At 68.3% G+C, this 17,181-nt stretch carries 13 protein-coding genes; 9 read left to right on the plus strand and 4 right to left on the minus strand.

Translation table 11 applies throughout. The features are described from left to right. Nucleotides 1-95 precede the first annotated feature (95 nt). Nucleotides 96-1,886, minus strand: a complete 1,791-nt coding sequence (gene ptsP, locus J7U46_RS14255) for a phosphoenolpyruvate--protein phosphotransferase (RefSeq protein WP_282826926.1) — start codon at nucleotides 1,884-1,886, stop codon at nucleotides 96-98. A 108-nt stretch (nucleotides 1,887-1,994) separates the two neighbouring features. Here ptsP and J7U46_RS14260 point away from each other — a divergent pair, with 108 nt between their 5' ends. Beyond that, nucleotides 1,995-2,825, plus strand: a complete 831-nt coding sequence (locus J7U46_RS14260) for a GNAT family N-acyltransferase (protein ID WP_282826928.1) — start codon at nucleotides 1,995-1,997, stop codon at nucleotides 2,823-2,825. Nucleotides 2,826-2,889: 64 nt separating this feature from the next. On the opposite strand, the gene J7U46_RS14265 is transcribed toward J7U46_RS14260, so the two are convergent. Genes J7U46_RS14265 through J7U46_RS14275 form a run of 3 tightly spaced genes read right to left on the minus strand, consistent with a single transcriptional unit; the run spans nucleotide 2,890 to nucleotide 4,146 of the window. Continuing rightward, nucleotides 2,890-3,159 carry an HPr family phosphocarrier protein gene (locus J7U46_RS14265; RefSeq protein ID WP_282826930.1) on the minus strand — a complete coding sequence of 90 codons (270 nt, stop codon included), beginning with the start codon at nucleotides 3,157-3,159 and terminating at the stop codon, nucleotides 2,890-2,892. 25 nt (nucleotides 3,160-3,184) lie between these two features. Further along, entirely contained in the window at nucleotides 3,185-3,583 is a 399-nt protein-coding gene (locus J7U46_RS14270) for a PTS fructose transporter subunit IIA (protein ID WP_282826932.1), read from the minus strand. An 8-nt stretch (nucleotides 3,584-3,591) separates the two neighbouring features. Further along, nucleotides 3,592-4,146 (minus strand): hypothetical protein, encoded by a 555-nt coding sequence (locus tag J7U46_RS14275; RefSeq protein WP_282826934.1) that lies wholly within the window; start codon nucleotides 4,144-4,146, stop codon nucleotides 3,592-3,594. 39 nt (nucleotides 4,147-4,185) lie between these two features. Between J7U46_RS14275 and J7U46_RS14280 the strand changes: the two genes are divergently transcribed. From J7U46_RS14280 to J7U46_RS14315, 8 genes are all read left to right on the plus strand, one after another. Then, nucleotides 4,186-5,427 (plus strand): CaiB/BaiF CoA-transferase family protein, encoded by a 1,242-nt coding sequence (locus J7U46_RS14280; protein WP_282826937.1) that lies wholly within the window; start codon nucleotides 4,186-4,188, stop codon nucleotides 5,425-5,427. After that, nucleotides 5,424-6,131 carry an alpha/beta hydrolase family protein gene (locus J7U46_RS14285; RefSeq protein WP_282826940.1) on the plus strand — a complete coding sequence of 236 codons (708 nt, stop codon included), beginning with the start codon at nucleotides 5,424-5,426 and terminating at the stop codon, nucleotides 6,129-6,131. Before J7U46_RS14280 ends, J7U46_RS14285 begins: the two co-directional genes overlap by 4 nt. 150 nt (nucleotides 6,132-6,281) lie before the next feature. Continuing rightward, on the plus strand, nucleotides 6,282-7,451 hold the full coding sequence (locus J7U46_RS14290) for a hypothetical protein (protein ID WP_282826943.1): 1,170 nt from the start codon (nucleotides 6,282-6,284) through the stop codon (nucleotides 7,449-7,451). Between the two features lie 37 nt (nucleotides 7,452-7,488). Further along, on the plus strand, nucleotides 7,489-7,998 hold the full coding sequence (locus tag J7U46_RS14295) for a TlpA disulfide reductase family protein (protein WP_282826945.1): 510 nt from the start codon (nucleotides 7,489-7,491) through the stop codon (nucleotides 7,996-7,998). Nucleotides 7,999-8,077: 79 nt separating this feature from the next. Beyond that, complete coding sequence (locus J7U46_RS14300) at nucleotides 8,078-9,082, plus strand: N-acetylmuramoyl-L-alanine amidase-like domain-containing protein (protein WP_282826947.1); 1,005 nt, start codon at nucleotides 8,078-8,080, stop codon at nucleotides 9,080-9,082. A 231-nt stretch (nucleotides 9,083-9,313) separates the two neighbouring features. Continuing rightward, nucleotides 9,314-10,903, plus strand: coding sequence for an MdtA/MuxA family multidrug efflux RND transporter periplasmic adaptor subunit (locus J7U46_RS14305; protein WP_282826949.1), 1,590 nt, complete (start codon nucleotides 9,314-9,316; stop codon nucleotides 10,901-10,903). 15 nt (nucleotides 10,904-10,918) lie between these two features. Beyond that, the gene (locus tag J7U46_RS14310; RefSeq protein ID WP_282826951.1) at nucleotides 10,919-14,044 is read left to right on the plus strand and encodes an MdtB/MuxB family multidrug efflux RND transporter permease subunit; all 3,126 of its coding nucleotides are present in this window, start codon (nucleotides 10,919-10,921) and stop codon (nucleotides 14,042-14,044) included. After that, on the plus strand, nucleotides 14,041-17,178 hold the full coding sequence (locus J7U46_RS14315) for a multidrug efflux RND transporter permease subunit (protein WP_282826953.1): 3,138 nt from the start codon (nucleotides 14,041-14,043) through the stop codon (nucleotides 17,176-17,178). Before J7U46_RS14310 ends, J7U46_RS14315 begins: the two co-directional genes overlap by 4 nt. Nucleotides 17,179-17,181 lie beyond the last annotated feature (3 nt).

Genomic DNA, 17,181 nt, shown 5'->3' on the forward strand with positions numbered 1-17,181 from the left:
CTCCACCGCCCGAACTTGCGCTTCGTCTTGAAGCGCCGCTCTCAGCAGCGAAGCCCACGACTGTAGCACAAGATTTTGGGGTGCCGAAGAAGTTCTCAGTGAAAAGTTCTTCCAGCTCCAGCCGAGCCAACACCGAGCGCCAGCCGCGCGGTCTCTTGCGGGTCCTCGCTAGCGAGGATGGCGGGCAGGACACCGGCCAGCTTGGCACTGTCCGCTCGCAGGACGCGCTGCTTCACGGATGGGATCTGCGCGGGGTGCATGGAGAAGCTGCGCAAGCCCATGGCCAACAGCAGATCGGTAAACGCCGGGTCGCCGGCCATCTCGCCGCAGACGCTGACCGACTTGCCAGCAGCGCGCGCCTGCGCAATCGAAGAGGCAATCAGCTGCAACACCGCAGGATGCCAGGGGTCATACAGATGAGCCACCGCCTCGTCAGCTCGGTCAATGGCCAAGGTGTATTGGATCAGGTCGTTCGTGCCTATGGAGACGAAGTCCACATGCTTCAGCAGTAGCGGCAGCATCACGGCCGCCGCCGGGATCTCGATCATCACGCCCAGGTCCACCTTGGTATACGCATGGCCTGATTCATTGAGCTGCTGCTGGACCCGCTTGATCGCTTCCAGGATCTGCCGGACCTCGCCGAGGTGGGCCACCATGGGTATCAGCAGCCGGATCTTGCCGAAGGCACTGGCGCGGTAGATGGCGCGCAGCTGCTGACGGAACATGCTGGGCTCGGCCAGGCTCCAGCGGATGGCGCGCAGGCCCATGGCCGGGTTGAGCACATGCTCATGGCGCAGCTCATTGGCGCTCATGCGGTCCAGCGGCTTGTCGGCGCCTATATCTACGGTGCGAATGGTCACCGGCATGCCGCGCATCGCCTCGACGGCGGCCTTGTAGGCCTCGAATTGTTCGTCTTCGCTGGGCAGTTCGCCGTCCCGGTTCATGAACAGGAACTCGCTGCGGAACAGGCCGACGCCAGTGGCGCCAGCCGTCACAGCAGCCTCAGCATCGGCAGGCAGCTCGATATTGGCATGCAGCTCGATGCGCTCGCCATCCATGGTCACAGCCGGCGTGTGCCGCAGCCGCGCCAGCCTGGCCCGTTCGAGTTCGCTCTGGCGCTGACGGAAGCGATATTCCTCCAGCACGATAGGCGAGGGATCCACGATGACCAGGCCCGAATCACCATCGATGATGACCCAGTCGTCCTGGCGTATCAGCCGGCTGGCTTCGCGGGTGCCGACGACCGCCGGGATGTCCAGGCTGCGGGCCACGATGGCCGTGTGCGAAGTCTTGCCGCCGATATCGGTGATGAAGCCGTGGAAGACGCTACGCTTGAACTGCAGCATGTCGGCCGGCGCGATGTCGGCAGCCACCAGCAGCAGCGGATCTTCACCGGCGAAGTCGCGCTGGGTCACGCTGGCGGCGCCGCGCGGCGCATCGCCCTGCTCCGCCGCCAGCGCATCGAGGATGCGTTCGACCACCTGTTCCAGGTCGGCCTTGCGCTCACGCAGGTAGTCGTCCTCCATCTCGTCGAACTGGCGGGCCAGCACCTCGAGTTGGGCCGAAAGCGCCCATTCGGCGTTGTAGTGGCGCTCGACGATCCACTGCTTGGTGGCGCCGGTCAGCGCTTCGTCGTGCAGCAGCATCAGATGGACGTCCAGCAGGGCCGCCAACTCATGGGGTGCGTCCTCGGGCAGGTCCGTCTTCAGTGCAGACAGTTCGCGTGCCACCTCGTCGCGGGCGCGCAGGCAGCGGGCGATCTCGGCTTCTACGCCGGCTTCATCGATGAAGTAATGCGCCACATCGAGGCGGCTGGACGCCACGAGCACGGCCCGGCCGATGGCCACGCCGCGAGAAACCGGAATGCCGAAGACCTGAAAGCTCATGCGGCGAATGTAGCAGCGCGGGGCGTCACCGCCGCGTCACTGGCTGGTCACAAGCTCGTCACTGCGCACACCGAGCATGACGCCATCTCAGCCACCAACAGGCCTGCCATGCGAGATCTGCCCCTGCCCACCCTGCCCTTTGCCGAGCTGAACAGCGCGGACCGGAGGTCACTTCCAGCAGCGATGCCGCAAACTGCTGCAGCGCCTCGGCTTGATGTGGCCTGGGCCCGTACCCAGGAAGACCTGAGCCAGGCGCAGGCGCTGCGCTACCAGGTCTTCGTCGGCGAGATGGGGGCCCAGCTGTCGCCGCCGCCTGGCACGCCGGCCGGCTTCGACGTGGACCGCTTCGACGCCTTCTGCGAGCACCTGCTGGTCCGCACGGTAGAGGCCAACGGCCGCCCGGGCATGGTGATTGGCACCTACCGCGTGCTGACACCCGATGCGGCCCGCCGGGCTGGCGGGCTCTACAGCGAGACCGAATTCGATTTGTCGCCGCTGGCGCCGCTGCGCTCGCGCATGGTCGAGCTGGGCCGCTCCTGCGTGCATCCGGATCACCGGGCGGGCGGCGTCATCATGACCTTGTGGGCCGCGCTGGGTGAATTCATGCAGCGCAATGACCTGGACACCATGATCGGCTGCGCCAGCGTCAGCATGCGCGATGGCGGCCACTACGCGGCGAGCCTGTGGAAGCGCTTGTCGCAAAGCCACCTGGCCGCGCCCGAATGGCAGGTCCTGCCTCGCCTGGCCCTGCCGGTGAACGAGCTGGACCAGAGCCTGGATGCCGATCCGCCGCCGCTGATCAAGGGCTATCTGCGCTGCGGCGCGCGGGTGCTGGGCGCACCGGCCTGGGATCCGGACTTCAACACGGCCGACCTGCCGCTGATGATGCGCATCTCCGAGCTGCCGGCCCGCTATCGCCGGCACTTCCTCGGCGAGTGATTCGAGGAGGAGGGCTTGCTACCCTTCGCCAAGGGTCAGATCACTGACTTTCACAAAGGGCGGTTTACTGACCTTCGCCGAACTTGTCGTTCACCAAGGCCGTGATCTGGTCCTGCGCGGCCTGCTCGTCCGGGCCTTCGGTTTCCAGCTCGACCTGGGAGCCGAGGCCGGCGGCCAGCATCATCACGCCCATGATGCTCTTGGCATTGACGCGGCGCGTGCCGCGGCTCATGAAAACTTCGCACTGAAAACTGCTGGCCAGCTTGGTCAGCTTGGCCGAGGCGCGGGCATGCAGGCCCAGCTTGTTGCTGATGGTGAGCGTGGTTTTGATCATCGGCAGTCAGGCTTCCTCAGTGACTTCAGGGGGTTTCCGGAACGATGGGCGCCACCGGGGCGATGCCGCGGCCGCCGCCCTCGATGGCGCGCTGGGCCAGCGCCTCCAGCGGCTCGGCCGCATAGCAAAGCGTGCGCCACAGCATGGGCACGTTGACGCCGCTGACCATGCGTACATGCTCGCCGAGCAGGCGCTGGGCGGCATTGCTGGGTGTGGCGCCGAAGACGTCGGTCAGCACCAGCACGTCCTCGGCCCCAGCAACGGCCAGCAGGGCCCGGGCGCTGCGCTCCACGTCGTCGGCCGACATCTGCGGCTCGACGTCCAGCACGGTCAGCTGCGGCGCGCAGCTCGGGAAGGTGTGCTGGGCCACATCCCGCAGGGCCGAGGCCAGCGGTGCATGGGCGATCAGGAGCAGGTGGGTCATGCGCCGGATTATCGAGCCTGGCGTTCGACCAACTGCAGCGAGCCCAGAAAACCCTCCCAGGCCGGGCGGTCCTCGCGCGGCCCCAGCATCATCAGCTGGTAGACCCGCAAGCCCCGCGCGAACACCGCGACGCGGCCGTGCGAACCCTTGGCTCCGGGCTGACCGAGGGCCAGAACCAGCGCCTCGGGGCTGGGCGTCATGCCTGCCAGTTGCAGGGCTTCAGACTCGGCCACCGGCAGCTTCAACCCGGCCACCACGGCTTCGCGCATCTGCTTGAGCGAGGGCGTCAGCTGGGCCGGGGCCGGCACGTCGGACCATGACAGGCTGAAGCCCAGTTCCGCCGCCTCGCAGCGGGCCAGGCCCATGCGAGCCGTGGTGGGCGCACCGGGCGCCTCCAGGGCGCGGGTCTGCTGCTCGGGCTTGCAGGGAAACATCAGCACCAGGTCCGTGCCCTCGGGCCGCACCTCCCGCCAGTTGAGGCTGGGCGAGCAGGCGGCCAGAGAAAGGAACGCGAGGGCCGCGAGGGCCACAAGGGGCGGGGGCAGGCGCAGGGCAATCGGCATCGCCCGATTATCGAGGGCCGCTGCCGCACAATCGCCGCCATGACGATCTCTCCCCTCCCGCCCCAAGCCTTGGCCGGCGTGCGCATCCTCGATCTCTCCCGCGTGTTGGCCGGCCCCTGGTGCACCCAGACCCTGGCCGACCTGGGCGCCGACGTGATCAAGGTCGAGCGCCCCGGCGGCGGCGACGACACCCGCAGCTGGGGCCCGCCTTATCTGAAGGATGCCGACGGCCAGGACACCAGCGAGGCCGCCTACTACCTGGGCGCCAACCGCAACAAGCGCTCCATCGCCATCGACATCGCCAGCACCGAGGGTCAGGTCTTGATCAAGCGACTGGCGGCGCAATGCGACGTGCTGGTCGAGAACTTCAAAGTCGGCGACCTGGCCCGCTACGGCCTCGATGCCGAAACGCTGCGGGCCCAGAATCCGGGCCTGGTCGTGTGCTCCATCACCGGCTTCGGCCAGACCGGCCCCTACCGCGAGCGCGCCGGCTACGACTATGCGATCCAGGGCATGGGCGGCCTGATGAGCGTAACCGGCGAGCGCGACGATCTGCCCGGCGGCGGCCCTCAGAAAGTGGGGGTGGCCGTGGCCGACCTGTTCACCGGCCTCTATGCCACCGTGGCCATCCTGGCCGCGCTGCGCCACCGCGACGCCACCGGCCAGGGCCAGGTGATCGACATGGCCCTCTTGGACACCCAGCTGGCCATGCTGGCCAACCTGGGCAGCAACTACCTCTGCACCGGCAAGGCGCCGGGCCGCATAGGCAATGCCCACCAGAACATCGTGCCCTACCAGGTGTTCGAGTGCAGCGACGGCCACCTGATCCTGGCCGTGGGCAACGACGGCCAGTTCGCCAAGTTCGGCGAGATCGCCGGCCGGCCCGACTGGGCGCAAGACCCGCGCTTCGCCCGCAATGCCGACCGCGTGCGCAACCGCGAGCTGCTGGTGCCCGAGATCGCCGCCGCCATCAAGACCCGGCCGCGCGCCGACTGGCTGGCCGCGCTGGAGGCTGCCAAGGTGCCCTGCGGCGCGATCAACAACCTGGCCGAAGCCTTTGCCGATCCGCAGGTCCAGGCCCGCGAGATGACGGTGGCGATGGACCACCCCTTGAGCGACCGACTGCGTCTGGTCGCCAGCCCCATCAAGCTCTCGGCCACGCCGGTGCAGTACCGGCATGCGCCGCCGCTGCTGGGCCAGCACACGGCCGAGTTGCTGGCGGAATTCGGCTTGTCGGACGACGAGGTCCAGGCCCTGCGGGCGCGGAAGGTCGTGTCATGAGCGATTTCGTCCTGGTTCATGGTGCCTGGCATGGCGCCTGGTGCTGGAAGCGCGTGCTGCCCGCGCTGTGGGCGGCCGGCCATCGCGCCTTTGCGGTGAGCCTCAGTGGCGTCGGCGAGCGGGCCCATCAGCTGAGCCCGGACATCCGGCTCGCCACCCACATTGCCGACGTGCGCGCCGTGATCGTGGCCGAGGAGCTGCACGAGGCCATCCTGGTCGGCCACAGCTATGCCGGCATGGTGATCACCGGCGTGGCCGACCAGGTGCACGAGCGCCTCGCGGCCCTGGTCTATCTGGACGCAGTCGTGCCGCTGAGCGGCGAGTCCTGGTCCAGCCGCCATGCGCCCGAGACCCAGGCGCAGCGCCGGGCCGCCATCGCCGAGCAGGGCTGCATCCCGGCCGCGCCGCCCAGCCTCTTCGGGCTGGAGGCCGAGGACGCGGACTGGGTGGAGCGCCGCCAGACGCCGCACCCGGGTGGCGTCTACGACGACCCGCTGCATTTCGACGAAGCACGTTGGGCCCGCCTGCCGCGCCACTTCATAGACTGCAACCAACCCGCCCTCGCCACCATCGCCGTGGCCCGCCAGCGGGTGCGTGAGCAGCCCGGCTGGCAGGTCCGCGAGATCGCCACGGGCCACGACGCCATGGTCAGCGCCCCCCTTCATTTGAGTGCCGCCCTGCTGGAGATCGCCGCAAAAGCGTGACCGATTGCGCAGGCTGAAGACCACTTCGGTGCGCTCTGTGAATCGCCCCCGGGGACGGGGGATGGACGCTCCCGGGGGCAACCGGGACCATGCGGCCCAAAACCGATCCTTGTTACAAATTCAGCCCTTCGAGGGTCGCTGACCCAATTCATGCCCAGCCAACCGCCGACACCGCCGCTCGCTCCGCCGGCTGCAGCCAATGATGTGCTGCAGGGGCCGAGCCATGCCCAGTGGGCGGACATCGTGCAGCAGCTCGGGGCAGAGATCGCCGGCCCGCTGAGCAGCGCGCTGGAGCGCATCCACAACCTGATCAGTACCGGCCAGATCGACCGCCAGAGCCTGCGGGCGCTGCGCGAAAGCGTGGCCCAGGCGCGCGAATCCGGCATGGTGGGCCAGCAGCTGGCCCGCCTGGCCTCGGGGCGGCTGCGCCTGTCACGCGAGCGCCTGCATCTCACGCAAGTGCTGCGCAGCGTGCTGGCCCATCGCAGCCGTGAGACCCAGGCGCGCGGCATCCAGGTGCGCCAGGCGCTGAAGCCCATCGAGATCATGGGCGATGGCGCCCTCTTGTTCTCCCTGCTCAATGCGCTGATGGACTGGGCCCTATCCAGCACGCATTCCTCCATCGACCTGCGCCTGGAGCTGAGCTCCTGGCCGGCCAAGGCGCGGCTGAGCTGCCGCTTTGCCCACCGCTCGCTGGAGCTCATCAATGACGCCCGCGCCGCCGCCGAGCAGCCGAGCCGGCTCGACTCGCTGGCCTGGCGCCTGGTCGAGCAGACCGCGCTGACCATGGGCATCCTGCCGCTGCGCGAGGACGAGGCCGGCATCACGGTCTTGACGCTGGAATTCCCGCACACCGTGGGCGACGAGCCAGGCCTCGCTTCCGCTGAAGCGCCGCTGGCGCCAGCCGAGCCCAGCTCGCGCGACTTCCATCCTTCGGCCAATTCCAAGCCGCTGGCCGGCAGCCACTTGCTCGTGATCACGCCGCGCCGCGAGCTGCGCAACCAGCTGCAGGACGCCGTGCGCCACATGGGCCTGATCATCGACATGGTCGGCACCGTCGACGAGGCCGCCCAGTTCTGCCAGGAAGGCCTGCCTCACGGCATCGTCTACGAGGCGGCCACGCGCGGTGAGGCGCTGGACGAGCTGCGCAGCGAGATCCTGCGCGAGGTGCCGCCGTTCAGCTTCATCGAGGTGCTGGACGAAGAGCACATCACCCAGCTCTCCACCGCCACCGCCGACGGCATCGCTCGGGTGTCGCGCAAGCACCTGGTCGATGCCCTGCCGTCCATCCTGCTGTTCGAGTTCTCCAAATCCCTCTGAACACGCTTTGCGCGCGCAGCGCATAGACTTGGCGCCCATGAAGCTGCCCCGATTCCTCGCTCCCCTGCTGCTGATCGCCGTGCTGGCCGTGGGCAGCCTGCTCGCCTACCGCAGCCTGCTCGTGAAGGAGCGCGCACCGCAGGTCGACTATGTGCTGCTGGACGGCAGCAAGGTCAACACCGCGCAATGGGCGGGCAAGGTGATGCTGGTGAACTTCTGGGCCACCAGCTGCACGACCTGCGTGCATGAGATGCCGCAAGTCATCGCCACGCACGAGAAGTTCAAGGCCCGTGGCTTCGACACCGTGGCCGTGGCCATGAGCTACGACCCGCCGGCCTTCGTGGCCAGCTTTGCCGAGAGCCGCAAGCTGCCCTTCGGCGTGGCCATCGACAACACCGGAGCCGTGGCGCAAGCCTTCGGCAAGGTGCAGCTGACGCCCACCACCTTCCTGATCAACAAGCGCGGCGAGATCGTCAAGAAGTACGTGGGCGAGCCCGACTTCGCGGCGCTGCACGGCCTGGTCGAGCAGTTGCTGGCCGAGAGCTGATCCTCGGCCTGACCTCCCGGTTATGGCCGGGCCATGAGTTCTCATGGCCGGCACTCGCGGCTTGCATGACACTGCCGCGATGAAAACCACCGCCCTCGCCGCAGCCCTCGGCCTGCTGATACTTGCAGGCTGCGCCCACCAGACGCCGCCCGCAACACCCGCCGCGCCCCGCGTGGAGCCCACGGCGGCGCAGCTCGAGGCCGCCCGCCGCGTGGCCCTGCCGCCCGCGCAGCTGGGTGAGATGCTGAACAAGCCCTGGCACCGCATGCAGCCGGCCGAGCTGGGCCGCTTCCTGGCCTGGCAGCAGCTGGACCAGCCCCTGCTTCGCCAGCGCGTGGCGGCCCTGGCGCGCAAGAACATCGGCCAGCCCTACGAGCTCTACCTGCTGGGTGAGTTCCCCTACGAGACCTACGACGCCCAGCCGCTGTTCGACCTGACCAAGAGCGATTGCGTGGTCTTCGTCGAGCATGTCTATGCGATGGCGCTCTCCGCCTCCTGGGAAGAATTCTTCTGGGTGCTGCAGCGCATCCGCTACCGCGACGGCGTGATCGGCGCGGCCACGCGCAACCACTACACCGAAGCCGACTGGAATCCGGCCAACAGCTGGCTGGTGACCGACATCACCAAGGAGCTGGCCGGCGAGCACGCCCAGGCCTACCGCCAGCGCATCGACCGCAAGGCCTTCCTGAAGAAGCAGTTCAAGATCGAGCGCGAGATCCCGGTCCAGCAGTTCGACGATGTCTTCGTGCCCAAGGAGGCCGTGGCCCAGGTCGAGGCCGGCCTGCAGGAGGGCGACTTCGTCAACGTGATCTCGGGCAAGGACGGCGGCTACTGGGCCTCGCACGTGGGCCTGATCGTGCTGGGCAGCGATGGCAGCCGCCACATCCTGCACTCGGCCGAGCCTCAGGTGCGCGAGGAGTCGCTGCAGGGCTTCATCGCCCGCATGGCCGAACGCGATGCCCGCAATGCCGGGCAGAACAAGGCCAGCCTCGCCGGCTTCAAGTTCCTGCGCCTGAACGAAGCACCGCAAGCGCCGCCGATGGCGCCCCAGCCCCGGCCGACCCGCGCTGCGCTGATCGACTGACGCCCGGCGCGCGCAGATCGCCCGGCACGCCCGGGAAACGCCCCTGAGCGCCTCCCGGCGGCCCATGGGGCACCCAGCTTTGCGCTACTTTTCATAGCAGCCAAGCTCCGGCGGCTCTGCCCCAGGTAGAGTCGCCCACATCCGCTTACAGCTTTGCCGCCCGCCTCCTAGCGAGAGCGGGCCCATATGGCATTGCCCAGAACAATTCATCCAACGCCCATGCCATACGTCATGCCCACTCCGATTGCCCGCCCCCGCTCCGCCGCCCGCAGCCAGTCCGGCGCTATCCGCGGCTGGACCCTCGTTGCCGTATTGGCCGCAGCCGCAGCCGGCGCCGCCGGCGGCTGGTGGGGCGCGAAGTCACAGGCGGGCGGCAGCGGCGCCGCAGCGCCCGGTGCGCCGGCCTCCGGCGCCAGCGCGGCAAGCGGCCCTGGCGGCCCGGGTGGTCCCGGCGGCGCAGGCGCACGCCGCTTCGGTGGCGCCAACCGCGTGCAGCCGGTTTCGGTGCAGACCGTGCGCAAGCAGGACATCCGCGTGATGGTCAGCGCCGTGGGCACGATGACCGCCGCCAACACCACCATCGTGCGTCCGCAGGTCAGCGGCGTGCTGCAGTCTTTGCAATTCACCGAAGGCCAGCAGGTCAAGGCCGGCCAGCAGCTGGCGCAGATCGACCCGCGTGCGCTGCAGGCCACGCTGGCCCAGGTCGAGGGCACGCTGGCCCGCGACAAGGCCAACCTCGACAACGCCCGCATCGACCTCGCCCGCTACAAGGACCTGCTAGCCAAGGACGCCATCGCCAAGCAGCAGCTCGACACGCAGGAAGCCCTGGTGCGCCAGCTCGAAGGCACGGTCAAGGCCGATCAGGCCAATGTGGACAGTGCGCGGCTGCAGCTCTCCTACACCAAGGTCAGCGCGCCCATCCCAGGCCGCGTGGGCCTGAAGCAAGCCGACCTCGGCAACATCGTGAGCCCGGGCGACGCGGCCGGCATCGTCACCATCACGCAGACGCGGCCGATTGCCCTGGTGTTCTCGGTGCCCTCGTCGCAGCTGCCACAGATCAATGCCAAGCTGCGCGCCAAGCAGCCGATGTTCGTCGAGGCGCTGGACCGCAATGGCAACAAGTTCCTGGCCAAGGGCCAGGTGGCCACGGCCGACAACGCGATCGATGTGTCGACCGACACCATCAAGCTCAAGGCCCTGTTCCCGAACAACGACGACAGCCTCTACCCGAACCAGGCCGTCAGCGTGCGCCTGCAGCTGGACACGCAGTCCGAGGCCATCGCCGTGCCGCAGGCCGCCGTGCTGCGCGGCGCGCAGGGCTTCTATGTCTACGTGGTCAGTGCCGAGAACGTGGTCAGCACCCGCGTGGTGAAGCCGGGCGCCACCGATGGCGACTGGATCGCCGTCGAGGGCCAGCTGGAAGCCGGTGAGAAGGTGGTGATCGACGGCGTGGACCGCCTGCGCGACGGCGCCAAGGTCGAGGTGATCGCGGCCGATCCGCGCCAGCGCCAGGGTGCCAGCGGCGGTGGCCGCCGCCGTGGTGGCGGCGCCCCAGGCGCGGCCAGCGGTGCGGCCTCTGGTGCCATGCCCGGCATGCCCGGCGCCTCGGCCCCGCGTGGTGAGCGTTCGGGCAAGCCGACAGCTGGCGGTGCCAGCGCGCCCAAGACCGCCGCCGCCGGTGGCGAGGAGCGTCCGGCCTGGCTGGACCGCCTGCCGCCCGATGTGCAGGAAAAGTTCATGAAGATGAGCCCGGCCGAGCGCGAGGCCTGGATTGCCCAGCGACGCGCCGAGCGCGCCAAGCGCGAAGCCGCAGGCAACTGACGCGGTAGCCTGACGATGAACCCCTCACGTCCCTTCATCGAGCGCCCGGTCGCGACGTCGCTCTTGATGCTGGCCATCCTGCTGGCCGGCATGCTCGCCTACCGCCTGCTGCCGCTCTCCGCCCTGCCCGAGGTGGACTACCCGACCATCCAGGTCGTGACCCTCTACCCCGGCGCCAGCCCCGATGTGATCTCGACCACGGTGACGGCACCACTCGAGCGCCAGTTCGGCCAGATGCCCGGCTTGAACCAGATGACGTCCAGCAGCTCGGGCGGCGCCTCGGTGATCACGCTGCGCTTCTCACTGGGCCTGTCGCTCGACGTGGCCGAACAGGAAGTGCAAGCGGCGATCAATGCCGGCAGCAACCTGCTGCCGAACGACCTGCCGATGCCGCCGGTCTACAGCAAGGTCAATCCGGCCGACGCGCCGGTGCTGACGATTGCCGTCACCTCGCCCTCGCTGCAGGTCGTGAAGGTGCACGACCTGGCCGAGAACCGCCTCGCGCCCAAGCTCTCGCAGGTCGAGGGCGTGGGCCTCGTCAGCATTGCCGGCGGCCGCCGCCCGGCCGTGCGCATCCAGGCCAATCCGCAGGCCCTGGCCACGCTCGGCCTGTCGATGGACGACCTGCGCTCGGCCATTGCCGCTGCCAACGTCAACCAGGCCAAGGGCAGCTTCGACGGCTCGCAGCGCGCGTCCACCATCGACGCCAACGACCAGCTGAAGTCCGCCGCCGAATACCAGAACCTGGTGATCGCCTGGAAGAACGGCAACCCGCTGCGCCTGAAGGACGTGGCCGAGATCGTCGACGACGCCGAGAACCTGCGCCTCGCCGCCTGGGCCGACAACACGCCCGGCGTCATCCTGAACGTGCAGCGCCAGCCCGGTGCCAACGTGATCCAGACGGTGGACCGCGTGAAGGCCCTGCTGCCCAAGCTGCAGTCCACGCTCCCCGCCTCGATCGATGTGCAGGTGATCTCCGACCGCACGACCACGATCCGCGCCTCGGTGGACGACACGCAGTTCGAGCTGCTGCTGGCCATCGCCCTCGTGGTGATGGTGATCTTCGTCTTCCTGCGCAGCGGCGCCGCGACGCTGATTCCGAGCGTGGCCGTGCCGCTGTCCCTGGTGGGCACCTTCGGCGTGATGTACATGGCCGGTTTCTCGATCAACAACCTGACGCTGATGGCCCTGACCATCTCGACCGGTTTCGTGGTCGACGACGCCATCGTGATGATCGAGAACATCGCCCGCTTCGTCGAAGAAGGCGACTCGCCGATGGAAGCGGCGCTGAAGGGCTCCAAGCAGATCGGCTTCACCATCATCTCGCTGACCGTCTCGCTGATCGCCGTGCTGATCCCGCTGCTCTTCATGGGCGACGTGGTGGGCCGGCTGTTCCACGAATTCGCGATCACGATGGCGGTGGCCATCCTGATCTCGGCCTTCGTCTCGCTGACCCTGACGCCGATGATGAGCGCGCGGCTGCTGCGCCCCGAGAGTCAGCACAAGCACACCAAGCTCGGCGACTGGTTCGGCCGCTGGTTCGAGAACCTGATCGCCTCCTACGGCCGTGCACTGGACTGGGTGCTGGACCGCCCGCGCGCCACCTTGCTGGTGTTCGCGGCGACCATGGGTCTCACGGCCCTGCTCTACATGGTCGTTCCCAAGGGCTTCTTCCCGCTGCAGGACACCGGCCTGATCCAGGTCATCACCGAGGCCACGCAGAGCAGTTCCTTCGAGGCCATGTCGACGCGCCAGCAAAAGCTCGCTGAGATCATCCTGAAGGACGCCGACGTCGACCACGTGGCCTCCTTCATCGGCGTGGACGGCGCCAACGCGACGCTCAGCACCGGCCGCATGCAGATCACGCTGAAGCCCTTCGAAGAGCGCAAGGCTTCGGCCACCGAGATCATCCGGCGCCTCGGCGAAGCCACCGCCAAGCTGCCCGGCATCACCGCCTACATGCAGCCGGTGCAGGACCTGACGATCGAGGACCGCGTGTCCAAGACGCAGTACCAGTTCCTGCTCAGCTCGCCCGACACCAAGGACCTGAGCGACTCGACCGAGGCCCTGCTGGCGCGCCTGAAGGCCCTGCCGCAGTTGGCTGATGTGGCCAGCGACCTACAGGACCAGGGCCTGCAGGCCTACCTGCAGATCGACCGCGAGGCTGCCGGCCGCATGGGCGTGAGCGTGGCGGCCATCGACACGGCGCTCTACAACGCCTTCGGTCAGCGCCTGATCTCGACCATCTACACGCAGAGCAGCCAGTACCGCGTGGTGCTGGAGGCGGCGCCCGAGTTCCGCCAGGGCCCGCGCTCCATCGAAGGGCTCTATGTGCCGGGCAGCCGTGCCACCGCCAGTGGCGGCACGCAGACGGTGCAGGTGCCGCTGAACTCGGTGGCCCGCATCGTCGAGCGGCCTGCCGCACTGGCCATCAACCATGTGGCCCAGTTCCCGGCCGCGACCATCTCCTTCAACCTGGCGCCGGGCGCCTCGCTGGGCGACGCGGTCACGGCGATCAAGGCCGCACAGGCCGAGCTCGACTTCCCGCCGAGCGTGGAGACCAGCTTCCAGGGCGCGGCCGAGGCCTTCCAGTCCTCGCTGACCAGCACCTTGCTGCTGATCCTGGCGGCCGTGGTGACCATGTACATCGTGCTGGGCGTGCTCTATGAGAGCTACGTGCACCCGATCACCATCCTCTCCACCCTGCCCTCGGCCGGCGTGGGGGCGCTGCTCGCGCTGCTGGCGGCGCGGCTGGACCTGGGCATCGTGGCCATCATCGGCATCGTGCTCTTGATCGGCATCGTCAAGAAGAACGCGATCATGATGATCGACTTCGCGCTCGAGGCCGAACGCGACATGGGCATGGAGCCACGTGCGGCCATCCACCAGGCCTGCCTCCTGCGCTTCCGCCCCATCCTGATGACGACGATGGCGGCCTTGCTCGGCGCCCTGCCGCTGATGCTGGGCACCGGCGTGGGCCATGAGCTGCGCCATCCGCTCGGCGTGACCATGGTCGGTGGCCTGATCGTCAGTCAATTGCTGACGCTGTTCACCACGCCAGTGATCTATCTCGGCTTTGCCAACCAGTTGAACCGCTGGAAGGCCTGGCGCGCCAGCCGTGCGGAGCCAGTGGCCCCATGAACATTTCCGCCCCGTTCATCGCCAGGCCGGTCGCGACCTCGCTGATCACGGCCGGCATCGCCATGGCCGGCATCCTCGCGTTTCAGCTGCTGCCGATCGCGCCGCTGCCGCAGGTGGACTTCCCGACCATCTCGGTCAGCGCCGGCCTGCCCGGCGCCAGCCCCGACACCATGGCCGCCACGGTGGCCACGCCGCTTGAGCGGGCGCTCGGCAGCATTGCCGGCGTCACCGAAATCACCTCGCGCTCCTCGCTGGGCTCGGCCAACGTCACTTTGCAGTTCGACCTCAGCCGCGACATCAATGGCGCGGCCCGCGACGTGCAGGCCGCCATCAATGCGGCCCGCACCCTGCTGCCCACCGGCATGCCGGGCAATCCGACCTACCGCAAGGTGAACCCGTCGGACGCGCCCATCATGATTCTGTCGTTGACGTCTGCCACGTTGACGCGCGGCCAGATGTACGACGCCGCCTCCACCGTGCTCGCGCAGCGGCTCTCCCAGGTCAAGGGCGTGGGCCAGGTGAACGTGGGCGGCGGCGCGCTGCCGGCCGTGCGCGTGGAGCTCAACCCCGACAAGCTGGCCTCGGCCGGCATCTCGCTGGATGCCGTTCGCCAGGCCATCACCAACACCAATGCCAACCGGCCCAAGGGCTCGGTCGAGGAAGACGGCCGCTACTGGCAGGTCGGCGCCAACGACCAGGCGCGCACGGCGGCTGACTACGCTCCCGTGGTGCTGAGCTACCGCAATGGCGCCTCGATCCGCCTGCGCGACGTGGCCGACGTGAGCGACTCGGTGCAGGACATCCGCAACTACGGCGCCGCCAACGGCAAGCCCTCGGTCCTGCTGTTCGTGCAGAAGGAACCGGGCGCCAACATCATCGAGACCGTTGAGCGCGTGCGCGAGATCCTGCCGCGCCTGCAGGCCTCCATCCCGCCGGCGATCGATATGAAGATCGTCAGCGACCGCACGCCCACCATCCGCGCCTCGCTGCAGGAGGTGGAGCGCGCGATGGCCATCTCGGTGGGCCTCGTGATCCTGGTCGTGCTGCTGTTCCTGCGCAACTGGCGCGCCACGCTCCTGCCGGCCGTGGCCGTGCCGGTGTCGCTGTGCGGCACCTTCGGCGTGATGTACCTGTGCGGCTACAGCCTCGACAACCTCTCGGCGATGGCGCTGACGGTGGCCACGGGCTTCGTTGTCGACGACGCCATCGTGGTGCTGGAGAACATCAGCCGCTACATCGAGCAGGGCATGAAGCCGCGGGAGGCGGCGCTCAAGGGCGCGCGCGAGATCGGCTTCACCGTGGTTTCGATCAGCCTCTCGCTGATTGCCGTCTTCATCCCCATCCTGATGATGGGTGGCGTGGTGGGCCGGCTGTTCCGCGAGTTCGCCGTCGTGCTGTCCTCGGCCATCCTCGTGTCGATGCTGGTCTCGCTGACCGCGACGCCGATGATGGCCGCCACGCTGCTGAAAGCCCGCGACGAAACCCGCAAGGCCCCGGGTCGCCTGGCCCGCATCGCCAACCGTTTCAACAAGGCCGTGCTGCGCGGCTACCACCGCTCGCTCGTCTGGACGCTGCGCCACCAGCCGGTGGCCCTGCTCTCGCTCGCCGGCGTGATCGGCCTGAACATCTACCTGTACGGCGCCATCCCCAAGACCTTCTTCCCGCAGCAGGACACCGGCGTGGTGATGGGCTTCGTCCAGGCCGACCAGGGCAGCTCGTTCCAGATGATGCGCCAGCGGGTCGACAAGTTCATGGCCATCATCATGGCCGACCCGGCCGTGGCCAACGTGAACGGCTTCACCGGCGGCGGCCAGCGCAACTCGGCCAACTTCTACATCGCGCTCAAGCCCCTGTCCGAGCGTGACGTCTCGGCCGACAAGGTGGTGGACCGGCTGCGCAACCAGCTTTCGCACGAGCCCGGCGCCAACCTCTTCATGGTGCCGGTGCAGGACATCCGCATCGGTGGCCGCCAGGCCAATGCGCAGTACCAGTTCACGCTGCAGGCCGATGACCTGAACGACCTGCGCACCTGGGAGCCGCGCGTGCGCAACGCGCTGTCGCGCCTGAACGAGCTCACCGACGTCAACACCGACCAGCAGGACAAGGGCCTGCAGACCTCGATCATCATCGACCGTGAAGCCGCCGCCCGCCTGGGCGTGACGGTCAGCAACCTGGACATCACGCTGAACAACGCCTTCGGCCAGCGCCAGGTCGGCGTGATCTACAACCCGCTGAACCAGTACCGCGTGGTGATGGAGCTGGCGCCCGAGTACCTGCAAGGGCCCGAGACCCTGAAGCAGCTCTATGTGCTGAGCCGCACCGGTGCCCAGGTGCCGCTGGCCGCCTTCACCAAGGTGGAGACGACCAACACGCCACTGTCGGTCAATCACCAGGGCGGCGCGCCGGCCTCGACGATCAGCTTCAACCTGCCGCCCAATGTCTCGCTGTCGGATGCCACGGCGGCCGTCAACAACGCGATGGCCGAGCTGGGCGTGCCGGTTTCTGTGCGCGGCACCTTCGCGGGCACGGCCAATGCGTTCCAGCAGTCCATGTCCTCGCAGCCCATCCTGATACTGGCGGCCGTGATCAGCATCTACCTGGTGCTGGGCATGCTGTACGAGAGCCTGGTGCATCCGGTGACCATCCTCTCGACCCTGCCCTCGGCCGGCGTCGGCGCGTTGCTGGCGCTGCAGCTGTTCAACACCGAGTTCAGCATCATTGCCTTCATCGGCGTGATCCTCCTGATCGGCATCGTCAAGAAGAACGCGATCATGATGATCGACTTCGCCATCGAGCGGCAAAAGCGCGGCAGCGTGGGCGCCGGTGCGGCCATCTTCCGTGCCGCCTCGCTGCGTGTGCGGCCCATCCTGATGACCACCTTCGCCGCCATCTTCGGCGCCCTGCCACTGGCCCTGGGCACGGGCGACGGCGCCGAGTTGCGCCAGCCGCTGGGCATCGCCATCGTCGGCGGCCTGATCCTCAGCCAGGTCCTGACGCTCTACACCACGCCGGTCGTCTATGTGGTGATGGACAAGCTGCGCTGGCGCCAGCGCCGCAAGGCCAAGTCCGCTGCTGCTGCTTCTGCTGCTTCTGCTGCTACGGAAGCCACCGCACCCCAAGTTTCAACCGCCTGAGGT

The sequence above is a fragment of the Pelomonas sp. V22 genome (genome assembly GCF_030014915.1).
Classification (GTDB): Bacteria; Pseudomonadota; Gammaproteobacteria; order Burkholderiales; family Burkholderiaceae_C; genus JAUASW01.